This window comes from Streptomyces sp. NPDC002125 (assembly GCF_053593715.1).
In genome coordinates, this window is record NZ_JBSFDD010000035.1 from 13,553 (window position 1) to 32,673 (window position 19,121).

The 19,121-nt window shown below is 68.5% G+C and carries 12 protein-coding genes; 4 read left to right on the plus strand and 8 right to left on the minus strand.

Translation table 11 applies throughout. The annotated features are described in order from the left end of the window. Positions 1-51 precede the first annotated feature (51 nt). On the plus strand, positions 52-651 hold the full coding sequence (locus ACWCQM_RS36640; RefSeq protein ID WP_450919406.1) for an HNH endonuclease: 600 nt from the start codon (positions 52-54) through the stop codon (positions 649-651). Positions 652-733: 82 nt separating this feature from the next. On the opposite strand, the gene ACWCQM_RS36645 is transcribed toward ACWCQM_RS36640, so the two are convergent. Beyond that, the gene (locus ACWCQM_RS36645; RefSeq protein WP_388495110.1) at positions 734-1,327 is read right to left on the minus strand and encodes a hypothetical protein; all 594 of its coding nucleotides are present in this window, start codon (positions 1,325-1,327) and stop codon (positions 734-736) included. Positions 1,328-2,228: 901 nt separating this feature from the next. On the opposite strand from ACWCQM_RS36645, the gene mobF reads away from it, so the two are divergent. Next, on the plus strand, positions 2,229-7,748 hold the full coding sequence (gene mobF / locus ACWCQM_RS36650) for a MobF family relaxase (protein WP_450919407.1): 5,520 nt from the start codon (positions 2,229-2,231) through the stop codon (positions 7,746-7,748). 59 nt (positions 7,749-7,807) lie between these two features. Here the strand turns inward: mobF and ACWCQM_RS36655 are convergent, their stop codons facing one another. The 7 genes from ACWCQM_RS36655 to ACWCQM_RS36685 are packed head-to-tail and all read right to left on the minus strand — an operon-like array spanning position 7,808 to position 16,027. Further along, entirely contained in the window at positions 7,808-8,353 is a 546-nt protein-coding gene (locus ACWCQM_RS36655) for a hypothetical protein (RefSeq protein ID WP_450919408.1), read from the minus strand. Continuing rightward, positions 8,346-10,028 carry a type IV secretory system conjugative DNA transfer family protein gene (locus ACWCQM_RS36660; RefSeq protein ID WP_450919465.1) on the minus strand — a complete coding sequence of 561 codons (1,683 nt, stop codon included), beginning with the start codon at positions 10,026-10,028 and terminating at the stop codon, positions 8,346-8,348. The genes ACWCQM_RS36655 and ACWCQM_RS36660 overlap by 8 nt, the downstream gene beginning before the upstream one ends. A 17-nt stretch (positions 10,029-10,045) precedes the next feature. Continuing rightward, positions 10,046-11,596: a type VI secretion protein gene (locus tag ACWCQM_RS36665; protein ID WP_450919409.1), complete on the minus strand. Its 1,551-nt coding sequence runs from the start codon at positions 11,594-11,596 to the stop codon at positions 10,046-10,048. After that, on the minus strand, positions 11,596-13,122 hold the full coding sequence (locus ACWCQM_RS36670) for an SCO6880 family protein (protein WP_450919410.1): 1,527 nt from the start codon (positions 13,120-13,122) through the stop codon (positions 11,596-11,598). The genes ACWCQM_RS36665 and ACWCQM_RS36670 overlap by 1 nt, the downstream gene beginning before the upstream one ends. Before the next feature lie 2 nt (positions 13,123-13,124). Then, on the minus strand, positions 13,125-14,942 hold the full coding sequence (locus ACWCQM_RS36675) for a hypothetical protein (RefSeq protein ID WP_450919411.1): 1,818 nt from the start codon (positions 14,940-14,942) through the stop codon (positions 13,125-13,127). Continuing rightward, positions 14,935-15,699, minus strand: a complete 765-nt coding sequence (locus tag ACWCQM_RS36680) for a hypothetical protein (RefSeq protein WP_450919412.1) — start codon at positions 15,697-15,699, stop codon at positions 14,935-14,937. Before ACWCQM_RS36680 ends, ACWCQM_RS36675 begins: the two co-directional genes overlap by 8 nt. Before the next feature lie 4 nt (positions 15,700-15,703). Next, entirely contained in the window at positions 15,704-16,027 is a 324-nt protein-coding gene (locus ACWCQM_RS36685) for a hypothetical protein (RefSeq protein WP_450919413.1), read from the minus strand. A 1,286-nt stretch (positions 16,028-17,313) separates the two neighbouring features. On the opposite strand from ACWCQM_RS36685, the gene ACWCQM_RS36690 reads away from it, so the two are divergent. Next, positions 17,314-18,375, plus strand: coding sequence for a peptidoglycan DD-metalloendopeptidase family protein (locus ACWCQM_RS36690; protein ID WP_450919414.1), 1,062 nt, complete (start codon positions 17,314-17,316; stop codon positions 18,373-18,375). 44 nt (positions 18,376-18,419) lie between these two features. Continuing rightward, positions 18,420-19,103 (plus strand): hypothetical protein, encoded by a 684-nt coding sequence (locus ACWCQM_RS36695; protein ID WP_450919415.1) that lies wholly within the window; start codon positions 18,420-18,422, stop codon positions 19,101-19,103. Positions 19,104-19,121 lie beyond the last annotated feature (18 nt).

Genomic DNA, 19,121 nt, shown 5'->3' on the forward strand with positions numbered 1-19,121 from the left:
GCCCTGGCAGGATGAAGATCGCCGGAGCGGGACGAGCGGGGGAGCGGCAACATGGTCAGGGACACCGAGCGAGCACTGGACTACGTCGCCGAACGCAGCATCCTTGTGCCGCACGGGTGCCGACTGTGGACCAGGAGCCTCACCACGGACGGCTACGCGAAGGCCGTCGTCACCGAGGCCGGACGCGAACGGACCGTACGGGTGCACCGGTGGCTGATGGAGCAGGTCCACGGCCCGCTTCCTGTACGTGCGATCACCGCTCACAGCTGCAACGAATCGCTGTGCGTCCACATCGACCACCTGTCGAGCGCGACGCAGCGCACGAACATGAGACAGATGGCCGACCAGGGCCGTGCGGCTGGCCGGGCCCACCTCGGCTACGCGGACACCCGCGGCTCCCTGGGGCGGGCGCAGGCTCTCCAGGCCGCACTTCGCGAGGGGCTCGACCTGGACGCGCTGGCCGCCGCAATGCTGGAGGGCGAAGCACGTCCGCTCGTTCGCAAGGCGCTGGCCGGAGGGTATGACGCGGAGGCGTACCTTGCCGCCGTTCGTGCGTCCGACCCGAGTGCCGCGATGGTCCCGCTCTTCTCTGCGGACCACGGCGTCGCCGCTCCGGGTGTCGAGGACGACGGACAGATGTCGTTGTTCTGACCGCTCCGCCCGTGCAACGCGTAGGGCCCCGGCCCGGGATGGAAAGCCATCCCGGGCCGGGGCCCTACGCGTTGGTGCGCCCTCAGCCGGTCGACCCTGGCGGAAGGGTCGCGTCCTGAAGGTTTTCCGGTGAGCCTTCCTGAGCCGGCACCGCAGGCGATCCGCCGGGAGGTGGGAAGTCGTACGACTCCGTCGGCGCGGCCGTCTCTGCCGCGGGGGCCGCAGCATCTGGCTCGTCGGCGGACGGGGCTGACGGAGCGGCCGCATCGTCCGTCGTCGCGGGGGCGGCAGCCGTCGCGGTGACGTCGGCGGCGGGATTCTCGGCGAGCGCCGCCACCGTCTGCTCGAACGACTTCTTCGCCGCCCGGACCTGACCCACCGACATGCCCAGCCGCTCGGAAGCCTCCTGGGCGGGAATCTCGGTGTCGAGCATCTCCACCACGAGCGCGTCGAGCTTCTGCCGCTTCTCGCCCAGCTGGCTGTTCCGCTCCTCACGGAGCTTGGCGACGCGACGCTCGGTCTCCTCGTCGAAGTCGTCGATCTCTTCCTGAATCAGGATCGCTGCCTCGGCGATGCGAAGGCGCTCGTCCTCCAGCTCCCGGAACCGCGCCGCCTTCTCCCGCGCGGCCTCCCTCGCCAGCACTGTCCTCGACCTGCGTTGCGGCTTCTGCGTCATGTGCTGCTGCACCTCCGTGTCGTGTGACTGTACGGCTCATTCTGCCTGCCGCGGTCCGCCTTCCCGCGGCCGCCCGCTCGGGCGCCCCCGCGTGGCGGAGCCGAAAGCCGATCCGGGGTGATGCGGCCGAAGGTGCACCCGCACCACTGGTGACGGGACAGGTGGATGCCGGGCCGTGAGCGCGGACGAGCCCTCACGGCACCGCACGTGCCCGTGCGCCGATCCTGGCGGAAGGGTGCACGCCGCGCCGCAGGCGCGAGGTGAGTTCTCGCGCCGGCCGCGCGAGGTGGTCCGGTGCAGCGGGCCGTGCAGCATCACCGCCCTTGACGAAGTGGGGCGGTGATGCGGGGGAGTGCACGCGCCGCCGCACCGGCTCCGCCGGTGCGGCGGCGCCGGGGTGCGGCGGGCGGGTGCACCGGTGACGCTGGAGGTACCGCATGTGAAGGAGCGCGGGCCGATGCGGAGCAACTGCACCGCGGCCGCATCGACATCGTCGGTGCGGCCGCATCCACCTGCACCGAGCGAGCGCATGGGTCCGCCCGCCAGTACTGCACGTACGACGCACCGCCACGAGGCTCACGAGCGGCGAAGCGCTGCGGGAGCGATACGCCACGTCGTCTCGGCTCAGCACCTGACGCGTCCACAGGTGACGCCGCCGGTACGCCTTTCCACAGCCATGTCCGGAGGACCTGACTATGGAAAGCCGCCAGACGAAGTCTGTGACCGTCCTGCTCTTTCAGCACGTCGCCGTCCAGCCTCACCGTGATCGTCGCAAGCTCCTCCACGTCTCGTCTGGACGCGCAACGCGCTTCAAGATCATTACGGTCACAGCTCTTGCATTATGAATGTACCAGGGTTTGTATTAGGCCCGAAGTGGGGTCGGGCCGGGTAAGATCACCGCATGATGACCGTCCACAAGCTGAGCGCTGGGGACGGGTATGCCTACTACATCAACGAGACTGTGAGCGCCGATCAGCAGCGCGAGCGCGGTCAGGAATTGGGCGACTACTACACCGCGAGCGGCAACCCTCCGGGCCTGTGGATGGGCTCCGGAATCGACGCCCTGGGCGTCTCAGGAACCGTGACCGAAGCCCAGATGAAGGCCCTGTACGGCGAGGGTCTCCACCCGGATGCAGACCGCATCATCGCCGAGCGCATCGCAGCCGGCGACAGTGCGAAGAAGGCGATGCGAGCGGCCAAACTGGGCCGCAAGTACATGACCTTCGTCGACAAGAACACGCCGTTCGGGCGTCGACTCACCGAGGAGCTGGAGACCTTCGAGCGGCTGCACCGTCGCGAGCCGAACGCGAAGGAGCGCACCGACATCCGGGGCAAGGTCGGCGCCGTGCAGTTCCGTGCAGAGCACGGGCGCAGCCCCGAGTCGAAAGAGGAGCTCGGAAGGTTCATCAAGGAGCAAGAGGGCGGCAAGCAGCGCAATGCAGTCGCCGGATTCGACCTCGTCTTCCGTGCCCCCAAGTCCGTCTCCGTGCTCTGGGGCCTGGGTGACGATGACGTACGCACGGCAGTCGAGCGGGCCCACGTGCGGGCCATGACGGAGACCCTGGAGTGGCTGGAGCAGAAGGCCACGATGACCCGGACCGGAGTCAACGGGATCGCTCAGGAAGAGGTCTCTGGCGGGCTCATCGCCACCCGCTTCCGGCACTACGACAGCCGCACAGGTGACCCCCTGCTCCACGACCACGTCGTGGTCGCCAACAAGGTGCAGGGACGCGACGGCAAGTGGCGCTCTCTCGACGGCCAGCTCCTCTACATGCAAGGGGTCGCCGCCAGCGAGCTCTACAACCAGCGGGTGGTCGAGGAGGTCTGTAGCGAGCTGGGCCTGCGCGCCGAGGCCCGGGAAGTGACCCCCGGGAAGCGGCCCGTCATGGAGATCGCGGGCGTCGGAACGGACATGATCGAAGTCCACTCGACCCGCTCGAAGAGCATCAAGGAGCGCACGGCCGAGCTAGTCGCGGACTACCGCGAGCGGCACGGATACGAGCCGTCGAGCAAGACCCTGACGGCGCTCATGCAGCAGGCCACGCTGGAGACCCGACCGGACAAGAAGGCCGCTCGACCCCTCTCCGAACTGCGTGCCGACTGGCGCCGAGCGGCCGTCGACACGTTCGGTGTCGAGCGCGTCGACGGACTGCTCGAAGCGGCCCGCCACGCTGCCGGGCAGGCTCGCCCCGCCCCCGAAGCCGTGGCTCACCTCGACATCGACAAGGCCGCTCGCGAGGTCCTGGACACCGTCTCGGACCACCGCAGTGTGTGGGGCCGGCGGCAGGTCCTGGCCGAGGCCAGGCGATGGGTTCTCCAGGCCACCACGGGCGCCGCACCGGGCCGTGACCTTGCCGATCGGATCACCGATCGGGTCCTCAGTGGGCACACGATTGACATCACGCCCCCCGACCTGAACCCGGCCTTCAAGCCCCTCACCCGCGACGACGGAAGCAGCATCTATCGGCGCCGCGAGAGCGAGCTCTACACCAGCGCCGCAGTCCTCGCCGCCGAGGACCGCATCGTGGCGGCCGCGCGTACCCGCATCATCCCCGCCGCCTCCGGTGACGTCTACAACCGGGTCGAGGCCGCCTACCAGGAGGCCAATCCGAACCGTCGCCTGGACGCCGGACAGCGCGCCCTCGCGCGGACCTTCGCCACCTCCGAGCAGCTCGTGGCCGCCGGGATCGGACCCGCCGGTGCGGGCAAGACGACAGCGATGAAGGTGGCCGCTGACGCGGTCCGTGCCAGCGGCGGACGGGTGATCGGTCTCGGCCCGTCAGCACGTGCAGCCGCCGAACTCTCCAACGGTCTGGACGCGCCGGCTTTCGTCCTGCACGACTGGCTCGGTGCGCGCGAACGCGCACTTGAGGGCAAGCCGCTCCGCCCCGAGTACGCCCTGGGCGCGGGTGACCTCATCATCGTCGACGAAGCTGGAATGGCGGGCAGCAAGCGCCTGGCCGCAGTCGTTGCCGAGGCCGAACGGGCGGGCGCTGTCGTGCGCCTGATCGGTGACCCCTTCCAGCTCAGCGCCGTGGAGAGCGGCGGTGCGCTGCGCTTGCTGGCGAACGTCACCGAGGTCGTCGAGCTGGAGAGCGTGCACCGCTTCCGCACGCCCGGTGAGGCGGCCGCATCGCTCGCTCTGCGCAACGGCGAGCCCGACACCGCATGGTCCTGGTACCTGAACAACTCCCGGGTGGTCGCTGGTACCCGGGAGCAGATGATCCACCGGATCTTCGCCGACTGGCAGAGCGACATCGAGGCTGGCCGCACGGCCCTGATGATGGCTGACGACAACACCAGCGTCGCCGAACTCAACCAGCTCGCCCAGGCGTACCGGATGGGCTCCGGACAGCTCGACACGACCCACACGGTCACCATCCGCGAAGGCGCCGAGGCCCACCGAGGCGACCTGATCGTCACTCGTAAGAACGCCCGTACCAACGTGCTCCGGTCGGGGAAGGACTTCGTCAAGAACGGCGACCAGTGGCAGCTGCTCCGAGTCATGGACAACGGTGACATCGAGGTCCGGCACACCGACCACGGCGGCCGCACCGTGCTGCCCGCCGAGTACGTCGCCAAGCATGTCGAGCTGGGCTACGCGAGCACCGGCCACCGCGGCCAGGGCGCGACCGTCGACACCGGTAGCGGCCTCCTCACCCGCCGCACCGCCCGCGAGTCGGCGTACGTTCAGACCACCCGTGGGCGCCAGGAGAACCGCCTCTACGTGGTGCTCGATGAGGGCATGACGATGCGCGACGTGCTGGACACCATCGCCCGGAACTCGCAGGCATCGGTCTCCGCCACCGAGGCGATCCGGGCCGAGCAGGACCGTGCTTGGGGCATCGGCCAGCTGTCCGCCGAGTACAACGACGTGCACGCCCGCGCCCTGTCTCTGCGCTACCAGGGCATGGCCCGCAACGTCCTCGGATTCGGGGCCGAGGCGATCATCGCTGAAGACGCCTGGCCCGCGGTCGAGCGCGCGCTGCGCGACGCCGAGCGGGTCGGATTCGCGCCCGAACGCATCCTCTCCACCGCCTTCTATGAGCGGGATTTCGCGGACGCCGAGGACAACGCCGCCGTACTGAGCTGGCGCATCGACAACCACGTGGCGGAGGCCCGCGACACCCTGCGCCGCCTGGAGGAGCAGGGCCTTAGCCGCCCGCTGAAGGACCTCACCGACGCACAGCTGGACAGCCTCGCGGAGCGCGCCGGTGAACGCCGTACCCAGGCCCTGGACGAGCTGCGCCGCGCCGACGTCCGGGTGGACAGCCAGCCCCGGCCGGTCGTCGTCGACGGTCTCCCGGCCCCGGCCTGGCCCGGCCGGGAGCACGGTGATCTCACCCGCGCCCAGCTCTCCCAGGCCATCGCCCAGGCGCGACGGGACGGCCGGATGGCGGGCCGGGAAGGCGACCGGGAAGAAGCCCGCGCGGCCGCGCTCCGGCTCGGTGCGCTGAGGGAAGAGCAGCGCCTTCGCTCCTCGATGGACTGGCGCGACCGTGCCCGCGAGGAGTGGCAGCGCGAGCCCGGCGTCGGCCATGCGCACACCGCCGGCCTGGACGGCGAAACCGTCGCCGCCGAGATGCGCGCCAACCTGCACGGCCAGGACGAGGCCCGCCAGAAGCTGGACCGTGCCGCAGTCGTCGACCAGCGCGTCCAGGCCGAACTGCGCCTGCGCCGACTCCTGCCCGACAGCCCCGCTCCGACCCCGGACAACACCGGGCCGCTGCCGGAGTGGCTGACCCCGCGCGAGGTCGAGCGCGACCAGCACACCCCTATGGCCTGGCTGGAGCACCTAGACGCCCGGCGCCAGGTCATCGACGCCCGCCTGGCGCAGACCGGCCAGGCCCTGGCCGCCGATCCGCCTGCCTGGGCCAAGGCCCTGGGGCCGGTCCCGTCTCCCGGCACCGAACTGCGCGAGCAGTGGGAGAGGACCGCCGCTCTCGCGGACGCGTGGAGGACTCGGCGTCAGCTGCGCGACTCCGAGAACGGCATCGGCGGCCAGCCCGTCGGCGGCCGGGACGTGGACGCCTGGCAGGTCCTGCACGACCAGGTTGCCGAGGTCGGACGCCGGGCCCGCGCCACTGAGGCCGCCGCCCGCCGAGGCGAAGCGCTGACCGAGACCTGGACCACCCCGGACGCCACGACCGACCGGGACACGAGCACTGCGCCCGCAGCCATCGCGGTTGAGGAAAGCACCGAGCTGACGGAGACCGTCATGGCGGAAGGGGAAGACCTGGCCTTCGCGCCCGAGCCGGAGCAGGCCAGCCAGCCGGAAGCCACGCCAGCCGTTGAGGACGAGCAGCTTGCCGAGCCTGCCATCGAAGCGACCCGCGAGGACGTCGAGGAGGCAGTGGTCGAGCCCGCTGTCGAAGACGTGGTGATCGAGGCGGCTGCCGACGTCGAGCTGCCTGCGGGCGACGAGCCGACCCAGGAGGCGGAGCCTGCCCGGCCGGAGGACACGCACGCCGAGCCGCCCGCGCCGGCATTCGCGGTTCCCGAGGAGGAACCGCAGCCCGTCGCCGCGTCGGACGCCGAAGAGATCCGCACCGACGACGACCAGGCGACCACCGAGGACCCGCAGAACAGGGACGAGGAAGCCACGCCGACTGTTGTCACGTGGGAGACGCGACTGTACGGCGCCCTGTCCGATTCCGCGCTCTCCGACGCTCTGGCCCAGACCGTCGAGGCGGCGGAAGCAGCCCAGGAACAGGCCGCTGCCCAGGAAGCACGCGCCGCCGAGCTCCTCGCGGCCATCGCCCCCGGCGGCCCGGTGGAGCAGAACGTCAACGAGCGCGCCGAACGCGTCCAGGCCATCCAGGACCTGCGGGCGGCACCGGGCCGCCTGGAGCAGCTCAGCCGCCGGGCCGAGCAGCAGCACGACGAGATGCGCCGCATCGAGGCCCGGCTGGAGGAGAAGAACCGGCTGGGCAGGCCCGCGGTGCGCGGCGAGGAGAGGCAGCAGATGGAGACGAGCCTGAGCCGTCTGCGTACGGCGGCCCAGGACACCAACACTGCGATCGAGAGCATCCGTCGCCAGGCGGAGGACAGTCGCCGGACAGCGGGCAACCCGGCGGAGCACGACCGGGTCCTGACGGACTGGGAGAAGGCGGGCGGGTCGCGGGAGGCCGTGCTGGAGCGGACCGTGGCCGCGCGTCAACGCCGCGCGGAGAACGCGCTCGCGGAGGCCGGTGCTGCCGGGAACCGCGTGGGCCAGCTCGATGGTGCCGCCGCGCAGCTTCGGCAGGAGATGAACCTGCGTGATGCCCAGCCGTACACGCAGCGCGTCGCGGAGGACGCCCAGCGCCTCCAGGTGCAGCAGCAGGCCATGGCGGCCGAGCAGCAGCGTCAGCAACAGCAGCAGGGACCGCAGATGCCCGGACCGGACCAGGGTCCGAGCCGGGGCACCCCGAAGGCATAGCCACACGTAGAGCGGCGCCCCACCGACCTTCGGTGGGGCGCCGCTCTACGTGTCGCCGATCAGCCTTGTGCCTTGGCCGCCTCCGCGGCCCGTGCGGCCGCTACCATCCGGGACACCTCCGCTTCTGCCGGGTGGTGTGCCGGGGCGTCAAGGAACTCGGGGTCGCCGTCCATCCACTGCTCCAGGAGCTCGCCGTCGGGCTTGGGGCGCGGCGGCGGGTCCTGATGGGTGCTGGCGGCCTGGCAGCCGGGGCTTCCCAGGTGGGGCGTGAGCGAGTGGAGCGAGGTGAGCCACTCGATCTCGGCCCGGGTGGAAATCTTGGCCGGGTCGCCCGCGTACGTACGGACCCACCCCAGGAACAGGGCGGTCAGGTGCTCGATGATGTCCTCGTGCAGGTGCCAGCACTTCGGCATCTTCGAATGCAGCTTGGGGTGGGCCGTCAGCAGCCAGTCGACCCAGCCGGTCAGCTCCAGCAGCCGCGCCTCGCGCTCTGCCGGCTTCATGGCCCGCCACACCCAGCGGGTGATCGGCTCGGGCTTGCTCTCCTCGCCGTTCACGGCACTCGGGGCCGTAGCCGGCGCCGCCACGGCGGTGGGATCAGACATCCGACGCCTCCGGGGCAACTGGGGCGGACTTCGTCAGCGATGGGCCCGGGGCGGGCCGCGTCAGCCACTTCAGCAGGTCATCGTCCCGCCAGGTGAGCCGCATGTTTACCTTCACCGGCGGCAGGTTGCTGTACTGCGCGATGGCCGTGAACTTCGGCAGTTGCATCAGCTCGTGGATCGGGGCCAGGTCCGTCTCGACCTGGGTGGTCGACGAGGAGCTCTGTCCGCGGCCCGTTGACTTCGTGGTGCGCTCCACGTACGTGCGGCCGTAAATGCCAGAGAAATGGCGCAGGGTCTCGGGGTCGCCGCAGCCCGGCAGCAGCATCCGCAGACCGCTCGCGGACAGGACGGTGTTGGCAGCGTCGTGCCCGAACCGGGTCCGCAGCTGCGACAGGTCGTGCCAGACGGTCAGCACGGTGATGCCCATGCCCCGGCCCGTGGTGAGAACACCCGGGAGCTGTGGGTAGCGCAGCATGTTGCCGGCCTCGTCGACCATGACGCCGAGGCCGGGGGAGAGGGGGACGCCGGTGCGGAGGTAGCGCTGCTCGGCGCCGTGGATGATCGAGGCGATGATGGCGGTCAGCAGCGGTGCGTACCGCTCGGCGTCCGAAGGGGCGGCGACCAGGCAGACGGTGGCGTTCTTGTCGAGCAGCTCCTCCACCGTGAAGTCGGTGCCGGCCGCGGTGGCCCGCACCTCCTCGTCCCGGTAGACGCTCGCGATCACGTTCAGGGTGAACTGGATGCTGCCGATTCCGTCGTCATGGAGCGTGACCCAGGGGCGGGAGTAGTCCAGGGCGACCTCGGGGTACTGCGTTTCGAGGACCGCCTTGACGTGCTCGACCGCGTCCTTGCCGAGGGCCAGCCACTCCCGGAAGGAGTTGATGCCGCCGCCGGTGATGTTGGCGGCGAGCAGTAGCCCCTTGAGGATGCCGCGGGCCTGGTCGATCCAGGGGGCGGCCCGTTTGTCGTGGCCGGAGGTCGACGCGTTGGCCAGCCATTCCGCCATCCGGTCCGCCGACTTGGGGTCCTTGGCGTAGTCGACGGGGGACCAGCGGGCGGTCTTGCGGCCGGGGATTCCGGCCGGGGCGACGACGTACACCCGCCCCAGGTGCCGTCGGCTCTCGTAGATCACATCGAGGTCCGCGGCCTTGACGGTGGTCACGACCAGCGGGCCCCGCCACTCGGCGGCGTTCCCGAGGACCAGACCGGTGGTTTTCGTAGAGCCCGGGACACCGAAGACCGTCGCGGAGATGTTGGGCTCCGTGGCGAGGATCTTCTTCGTCAGCTGCCCCCGCCCGGCCGTGATCTGGTCCGGCCGGTTGGCCGGGTCGGGGTCGACGGCGAGTTCCTTCTCCGTCTTCATGCCGCCCCACTGGGCGCCGCCGAGGTTCTTCTTGCCGCCGAAGGTCCGCAGCAGGAGGGCCACGGCGACGATCAGCACGACCAGGAAGATCGCGACCACGAGCCAGAACGCCCAGGTGGGCGGGGCCGGTTCGTAGACCGACCGGGGCCCCTGGCTGACGGTCAGCAGGATGGTCTCGGGCAGGCTCTTGCTGGACGACGCCCAGCCGTTGCCCGTCACCAGACCGGCCACCGGCGCGGCCGTGAGTACGACTGCGCTGGCACCGATGAGGAACCCGGCGCCGATGGCGGCCAGGAGCGTGCTGTCGTCCATGCTCTTGTCGCTGGCCATCAGACCACCATCCGCTCGTCCGTCTCGAACAGGGCCTTCTCGGTGTGGGACAGCATCAGCTGGACCGCGTGACTGCCGCCGCCGCGGCCGACCTTCCACAGGGCGCGGCCGCGCTGGCCGGCGCCCCAGCTCCCGATCAGCTCACACTCAGCGTCGGTCAGGCCGATCGCTTCGCGCGTGATCTGGAGCGGCTTGGTGTCCTGAGCCAGCTGGATGCGGGTCTCGCAGGACGCGATCAGGTCCTTGGCGATGGCCACGGCCTCCGAGCCGGCCGCGCCCACGGACTCGAAGTCCGACAGGCGGTGCGTGGCCAGGAGCTGGATGGTGCCGGTCGCGCGGGACAGCCGCAGATCCGCGTCGATCTTGCGGACCATCGCGGCGCCGCCGGATCGCATCTGCCGCCACAGCTCATCGCGGACGACGATCCACGGACGCTCGCCGGGCCGGTCGATCGCCGACTGTGCCCAGGAGGAGACACAGGTCAGGACCATCGCCACGGTCTCGTCGCCGTACTGCTCCAGGGCGGAGATGTCGACGCTCTGGATCGGGGCGTCCCAGTCCAGGCCGATCGAGGTCTGCTCGTCGAACAGACCGCCCAGGTGGCCGGTGATCATCCCGCCGAGCGCGGAGCGCAGGGACGCCATGTGCTCCCGGGCCAGCTGGATGTCGTTGTCCCGTACGCGGAGCTCCCGCGCCATCGCCTCGCTCGGGTCGCGGAGCTTCGCGTAGACCAGGGGCAGGGTCGGCACGCTCAGGCTGCTCTGCCCGTGCAGCTCGCCAGTGACCTCGCGGACAGCGACGTCCAGGCACTCCTCCTCCTGCGGGCGGAGGTTCCGCTTCAGCTGAAGCTCCAACAGTGCCTTGAGCAGGGTCAGCCGCCTGCGGTGGATCTCTTGGAGTCGGGCCTGGAGCACGGCCCGGTCCTTGATGTTCTCCAGGTCGTAGCCGAGCGGGCCCGCGTCCAGCGGGTTGAGCCTGCCCGGCAGGCCGGGGCCGAGCCGGACCGGCTCGACCCCGAGGTGCTCGCACAGCCCCTTGTACTCGCCCTTGACGTCACCCGCGATCAGCGTGCGGTGGCCCAGCGCCATCAGGCGGAAGCACAGGGCCTTGATGTGCGCCGACTTCCCTGAGCCGGGGATGCCGGTGATCATCACGTTGGGGTTGGTGGCGAGTCCCTCCTTGACCCAGGCGGCCGGGTGTGCCGAAAAGGCCTGCATCGTGAGGGTGTTCCACCCCATGTACACGCCGATCGGCGGAAGGCTCGCCGCGTGCAGGAACGGGTAGATCCCGCTGGCCCGCTCGGTGTCCGCCCGGAAGACCTCAGTTTTGGCGAACGAGGCAGCACGGCCCGCGAAGGGCAGGGACCAGCCCTTCCGCGGAGCGATCCGCATGGCTGCTTCGGGACTCTCCAGCAGACGCGACCGGCGCCGTTCCCGCGCGGAGAGCTGCTTGGGGACCGGTACGCCCTCCATCTCGTCGAGGAAGTCCCCCAGTCGGGACGCCTTCAGCTTCGTGTCGCCGCCGTCACCACGGCGGAAGGGGAAGCTCATCAGATGCCTACCCGTCGGTCGGGCAGCCCCTGGCCGAGCGGCAGAGCTGCGACGGCGAATGCGTCGTCCTGCGCGCCCCACACGCGCCGGATCTCCAGGCCTGCGGACGAGGCATCCGCCTGAAGTTCGGCGCACGCCGTCTCCAGCTGCTCAAGGTCGGTGACCGTGACGGCGATCAGGGCCGTGAGGCGGACCACACCGTGCCCGCTGGCGCGGGCCACGTCCTGGGCTCGCGCGGTCATCGCCTCGCGCCGCTCGTCCTCGCTCTCCGTACGGCCGGTCTTCGCCCGCAGCTTCCTGGCCGCGTCGCGCTTGGTCTTTTCCCGGGCCAGTTCCTGCCGTGCCTTCGCCGGGCCGATCGGCTCGTAGACCAGAGTCAGCGAGCGCCGCGCGTTGCTGCGGGGGCGAAGCAGCGGCTGGAGGAAGGTGGCGTAGACCTCGGACTGCGGGAACCCGCGGACCTGGTAGCTGACCGTCCATGCGCCGTCGTGCCGGTACAGGCCCCAGACGGTTTCCGTCGCGGCCGGGCCCGCGAGCTCCGGGACGACGCCCTTCGCGGCGCCCTTCCATGTCGGATCGTCCGCCGCGGTGTTGCGGGCGGACAGCGCCATCTGCGCCTCCGGGTCGTAGGCCGTGCGGATCGTCTGGGCTACGCCGCGGGGCGGGAGCCATTCGACGACCTGGAGACCGGCGCTCGACAGCGAACCCGCCATCGCGTTGATCTCGCGGACGAGGACGGCGGCCGCGCCGATCTGACCGCCGCCGGCACCCTTGATGGCGAGCCGTGCCCGCGGAGCCGACAGGGTGATGGACAGGTAGGTCTCGCGGATTGTGGCGGCTGGGCCGGCACCCTCCATGAGCTCGTCCAGTGCCTGGACGGCGACAGCGGGAGCATCTGGGGAAGTGTGACGCTCAGTCCACGAGCGAAGGGCTGCCCCATCGTCGGGGAGGCTGCGCTGATGGACGGAGACCCTGGTGATGGCCCCGTCCTCCTTGCACTGTCCCCGGAGGAACGCAGCCCACCCTTTGACGCGGACGTTCTGCCGTTCCGTGTCGATCAGCGCCAGGCCGGGGAAGGTGACGCGACAGACCGCCGTATAGGTGTTGTCGACAGGGTTGTGCATGATCCCGAGCTGGCCCCCAAGGCCATCCGGCGCCTCCAGCAGGTGCAGCCGGGCAAGCCGCCCCGGCAAATCCATCGGCTGGCTTCCGTCCTTCGTCCGGGGTGCGAAGGCTCCAGAGAAAAAGAGGTTTCGGTTCGTTGCCACTGCGAGCTGATGCCTTACTGCGAGGACGATCCATTCATTGGCCGACAGGCCGAGGACACGCCCGTAGGCGAGTACGAGCATGACCGCGGCCAGGGGCAAGGCGAACAGCACTGTGCCCCACGAGCGGGTATAGATGGGGATGAGCGCGGTGATCGAGGACGCCGCGACCAGGACGAATCCCAGTCCGCTCAGGTTCCCCATGAATCCCGAGCGTTCCGACTGCCATCCGCCATACAGGGTGGGCTCCGCCTGAGCCATGGTCAGCTCCCTTCGGACGAGGCGGACGGGGTGGGCTTGGGTGCAGCATCGCGCGACGACGTAGGAGGCTCAGCCTCCTGCGCCGCGGATTGCCCCACAGGTGCCCGCGAGTCAGGGCTGCTGCGGGGTGGAATCACGACGTGACGACCGCCCTGCGAGCCGGAGCCCAGACCCGCGTGGGCCGCCGAGTTCTGGAAGGAGCTTTCGGCCACGTCCTTACCCATGGCAGCGACCTGGAGACCAACCCCAATGGCACCACCGGCTTTGGCCGTGAAGCTGGCGCCCTTGCTTCCCATCATGGTCTTGGACCAGAACCCACCCCCGCCGCTCTCGGAGGCGCTCGCGTTCTCGCCCTCCAGCGCCTTGGTGTAGTTGCTGCCGCCGCCCGACGTTCCCGCCCCGCTGAGGCCGGGCTGGTTCCCGCCGAACATCGAGGAGACAGAGCTTCCTACGCTGCTGATCAGACCGGAGGCGGTGGATGTGCCCTCGCCGGTGCTGGTCATCACGATGAACTTGGCAAGCACGGGCCAGCTGATAGCCGCGACCATGAAAATGATCAGTCCCACGATCACGTTTCGTACGCCTTCGGCACCCGACATGGCGGAAAAACCGATGCTGAAGACGATGACGATGGTCGGCTTCATCAAGATCAGGGCAATGAGTGCGTTGCGAGCCTTCGGCCACCAGTCCTTAGTCCCGTCGGACATCTGGCCGGCGAGAGCCAGCGGCATCATCGTGATCAGGATCATGATGCCGGCCTGACGGACCAGCATCTCGATCCATAGGGCTCCGATGGCCAGGATGCACAGGATCGAGATCACGACGACGAATCCGACCGCAGTCGGGGCGATGCCGCTGCCTGTGATCAGGGCGGCGCCCGCCGTGGCAGCGCCGCCCGTGCCAACGAGGCCCGCAAAGAGCGTCCCGAGCTGCTTCTCCATGGCCTTGGATGCGTCACCAGCACTGGAGCCGCCGCCGTCGAACGTGTAATTGATCAAGGCTGTGCTCAGGGTGTCCGACCAGTTCAGCGCGACCTGGGTGGCGAATAGATATACGGCAAGAATTGCGCCCCATTTGGCTAGGCCAACGACGGCGGTGGCCATGGGGCCGCCCTGCTGAGAGACAGCCACCTTGGCGAACTGCATCAGGAGCAGGAAGCACGCGACGACCAGGGAAAGCCCCGTGGTGATGCCGAGTACTGGCCCGATGCCCGTCTTAGCGAGGTCGATAGTAGAGACTTCGTTGAAGGCGTCGGCGAACTCCTTCAGAAGCCAGACGACTGAGTGCCCCAACATGGAGGCGGCCTCTTCGAGCGCATTGGCCGCCATCTCGCTGATCTGGCCTGCTACCCAGTCGCGGAAGTGGCTGGACGGCAGCGGATATTTGGCGCTTGCCTCCTGGTTGCACTCTTGGAAGGTCTTTTTGTCTTCCTTGACGCATTTTTCGAGATACTTGTGGACGTTCGCGTAATTTGGGGCGTTCTTGTCTGCTTTTGCTTCCCACCGCTTCAGTTCTTTAAGTTCGAACTGGTGGGCTTCGTCTGAATCATGAGAACCCTCGCCGAGGCAGACCACCATGCCGGCGGGATAGTCCTCGCAGTCCGCAGGGGCTCGGCAGTTCAGACGCGTCTTCTCGTCTGCCGCGAACATGTCGCAGTATTCGCCGGTCTGCTTGTTAATTCCGATCGTGTCGGCGTTTTTCAGCTCCGGTGGATACGGAGCCGGAGGCTTAGTGCCTGCGAAGGCTATTGAGGTCCCTGACACCAGCACGATAAGGATGGCTGCCAGCAGGGTGAGCAGGCGAGTGAGGGGCCTAGCCATCAGAGACCACCCGCCATCCGTCGGCCCATGCGTATGTGCTGGCCGGGTCGTACGCGTGCGGGCCGTTTACCTCGGAGGTGTACTGCGGGTCTGTGGTGACCTTCCAGTCCCCGCCGTCCCACTTGAGGACCAGGTTGGTGACCTCATCTTTCAGCGGGTTGTCGTCGGCCCCCTTGTCGCGGATCGTGGCGTAGCGGTCGAAGACCATCCAGACATTGACGATGTCGCCGCTCGTATCGAGTGAGCGAGTGAGGGCTGCTGTCACGTTGGTGCTGAAGGTGATGCCGTCAGGCGTTCCTCCCGAAGGAGGCAGGCCGACCCCTTCGCGGATTTTGCGGACCTCGGTCACACCCTTGTCGATGGTCTTGGGGGAATCCGAGGCAGCGATGGCTGTCCACTGTTTTCGGGCGATCACGTCGTCGAGGACGTCGAGGTCCTCCCAGTAGGAGATCGCCGCTGATGTGGCGCCGAGTGCAGAGTGCTCGAAGCCTGTGCCGATGCCGTCGGTGTTTGACTTCGGCTTGAGTACTGGAACGCGGGAGGCTTCGGCTGGGGTGAGAGCTCTGTTGGCCGGGGGGGCCGAAGAGGCGGTGCCACCAGGTGAGGCGTCCCGAGACGCCTTCGCCTCCGGTTCGTCGGCCTTGAGCGTCATGACTCCGAGGGCCCCACCAACACCGAGAGTGCCAACAATCGCGACCCCAATAAGGGCGAGACGCAGCCGGGCCTTGCGGGCCTTGCCGTCGTATGCGGCGCTCACTCCATCACGCTCCCTGCGTCATGGAGTAGAAGCCCCAGACGAGACCGCTCGTCACGCCGATACCGATACCAGCGATCAGCGACCACACAATGGCTGACTTGCCGCGCGAGGCGAGCTGTGCGCGCTCGGAGTTGTGGCCGACCGCCACGCAGGCCCAGCCGACCAGTCCGCCGAGCACCGCGAGTGAGAGCCCAACTCCTGCGGTCCAGCCCAAAATCTTGCCGGTCGGATTCTGGAGTGTTCCGGGCAGAGACGGTGTGAAGCCCGGGATCACCGGATCTGCGGCCAGCTCGACGGCTGTGTGCATGGACTGGAGCAACTGGCTCATGAGAGAACCCCTTCAGGGACAGGTTGGACAGAGCGAGCGGAAGTCGGGACTGAGAGGGCGGGCAAGCCCGCCGGCGATGGGGCCGACGGCAACGGGTTGCCCCAGCTTCGGTAGGCCGAGGTGAGCACCGCCACCGCCAAGGCAGTGGCTGCCTCTGCTGTACGGCGCCCGAGGCGGGCTGTGTTGGCCATGCCGTGGGTACGAATATGAGGATCAAAAGGCACCTTGATGACCGCAGCCACCTGGGACTGGAGCATCGTGGCGGCAGCCTTCACTACAGGCGGCAGGCGGCCCTCGCCTGGAGCGGTCAAGGCCACGATCATGCGTTGGAGCGGTAGCCCTTCGGCGAACGCAGCTTTGACCGCTGTTTGCAGAGCTGCCACCCCGGGCCCCGTCGTGGGTGCGCACAGCACCGGCACCGCAAATGGAAGTGCACACCAAGCGGAAGTCAGGCCTGGCAGGCCGTGGGTGCGTGCCGTGACGATGTCATGAGCTACCGGGTGGGCCGTATCCGCGACACCCGTCTGCCATCCGCCGGCCGCCACCAGCTGATACCAGGCTGCCGGGTCGGTAGGCAGCGCGAGAGGACCGCGGTTCCATTCCTGGTGATCGGTCAGCACGTCAAAGGGGCCGTTCGATCCGGCGGAGCGTGACGCGGCGGCAAGAGCCTGCGCGCGCGTGAAGGGTTGGTCCGTAGGTAGCGAGGCGAGCCCTGCCCCGTGTTCCGCGGGCCAGGAAGGCCACGGGGATGTCAGCCGGGGGGCCGTGTCCAGCACGACGCTGGTGCCCGCCGACGTAAGTGAATAGGCGAGCAGGCCGGCAACAGTAGAACGACCGCTTCCGCCTCGGGCGCCCAACACCGGAACGAGCAGTCGGTTTTGGGTGGACAACGTCACGGCCGTCGGAGTCTTCTTAGCCACCGATCCCCCCATTGCAACTGTGACCATCAAGGCGGCCACTGGATGTGAACACTTGTCCGGAAGTCTATGTCCGGCCGGTGCCTCCCCGGTGATGCTGGTGAGGCGGGCGGCACGTCAAATCCCCCACAAGAAAGGGCACTTACTGTTGTTCGTCACCTTTAACGACCGTTTATATCGATCTGTTGCGCCTCGTGAGGGTGAGGCTCTGTGATCTGTGTCAGCGCCTTTGGGGTCACAAATTACATGTGGCAATGTGACGTTGGGTGCTGTGGGGGCCTCGTTCGACATCGCGCGTGATGCGTGTAGGTGCCGACCCGTCACGCGCCGCGACAGTAAACAGGACAGGTGTACTGCAAGGGGGACCGGTTGAAGGCCAAGGGGGGCGTCGCACTACTTGCTGGGGCCTTCGTCGTGAGTCCGCTGGCTTTGGGGTTGGGCATCGTGTTGTTGATCTCCGCCAGCGACGACGAAGGTGACAGTGGGGGCGGCTTCGATCTCAGCGCCGGGTCGCTACGAGTGGGCAAGGGGTACGTCCCGGCGGAATACGCGGGACTGATCGAGAGGGCAGCGGCTACGTGTGACCAGGGCCTGCCTGCGGCCGTCCTGGCCGCGCAGATCATGCAGGAGAGTGGATTCAATCCCAGGGCGCAGTCCAAGGACGCAAACGGAAACCCCATCGCGGACGGAATCAGCCAGTTCATCCCCAGCACGTGGGCTGCGGAAGGCATTGACGGCAATGGTGACGGCAGGAAGGACGTGTGGGACCCCGAGGATGCCATCCCGTCGCAAGCGTCCATGATGTGCAAGCTGCTCAAGTCCGGGAAGAAACATCCGGAGTACAACGGGTCGCCCATCGAGCTTGCCCTGGCCGGTTACAACGCGGGGTGGTTCAGGGTGGAGTCGTACAAGGGCGTGCCGCCTCCGGAGTTCGCTGACGGGCAGACCTACAACTACGTCCAGGCCATCATGGCTAACGTCGAGAAGCTCACTGCGCCTGACACCTCTGGCGACCCGGGAACATCAGGAGGCTGGGGTCGACCGGTGAAAGGGAAGCTGGGGACGCCCTACCACCAGGCTGGAGGAGCCTGGTCGAGCGGCTACCACACCGGTATTGACTTCGCAGTCTCCACAGGGACGTCGATCCATGCCATCGGGCCCGGCTCGGTCGTGTCGGCTGGGAACGGCGGGGCCTACGGAAACCAGGTCGTCATCCGCCATCCTGACGGTATGTATAGCCAGTATGCCCATCTGAGCAGGATCAGAGTGTCCAAGGGCGACAGTGTCAGTGGTGGGCAGGTCGTCGGCCTGTCAGGCGAGACGGGCAATGCGTTCGGTCCGCATCTCCACTTCGAGATCCGCACGGGGCCCGAGTACGGCAGCGACGTGAGCCCGTTGCCATACCTGCGGGCGAAGGGCGTCAGCATCTGATCCTCTGAGGGTACGTAGGCATCAACACCAGCAAGGGAACAGTCGTGGATGACGAGGTTTTCCGCCCTTGGGGCATCGTGACGCCCGAATACTGGGTGAACGGGTCCGACCGTTCCGACGTGGGCGGCACGACGGTGGTACCGCAGCAGGAGTTTTCGGGGGCGGGGGAAGCGCCATCGGGGCTCCCTGGCGCACATGCCGGCGTCGATAGTGCGGTATTGCCGGTTCAGACCCCCCTCCCCGTGCCACAAGGCTCTGCCCTGCCCTCGCAGAGCCGTCCCCCCAAGGCCTACCTGGAGCGGATCAACTCCATCGTTGCCGCATTCGGCAGCCCTGACGACCGCACGGGCCTCGCTGCCGCAACGATCGAAGCCGAGGCGCTCGATCGCGAGCTCACTGCGAAGTATGGGCAGCCGCATCCCTACGTAATCGGCATCCGGGAGCTGCGCGGATGGCTCGCCCTTCTCTTGGGGGAGCCGGACGTGGCTGCCCGCTGGTACCTGCATACCACCGGGCTTCAGATCGCCCTGCGGGGCGCAACCCACACAGAAGCTGAGGGCTCTGCGCGGCGAGCCGTTCACACCTGGCAGCAGGTCAAGGACCCTGCGGACGTGGTGCAGATCGGGCTTGATCTGGCCAAGGTCGTGACTGCCGTGCTCGGCGAGGACAGCGATGCTGCGAGCTTCATCCGGGCCCGCGTCGCCCGGTATGAGCAGCCCACGCGATAGATCGGCGCCCTTCCACGT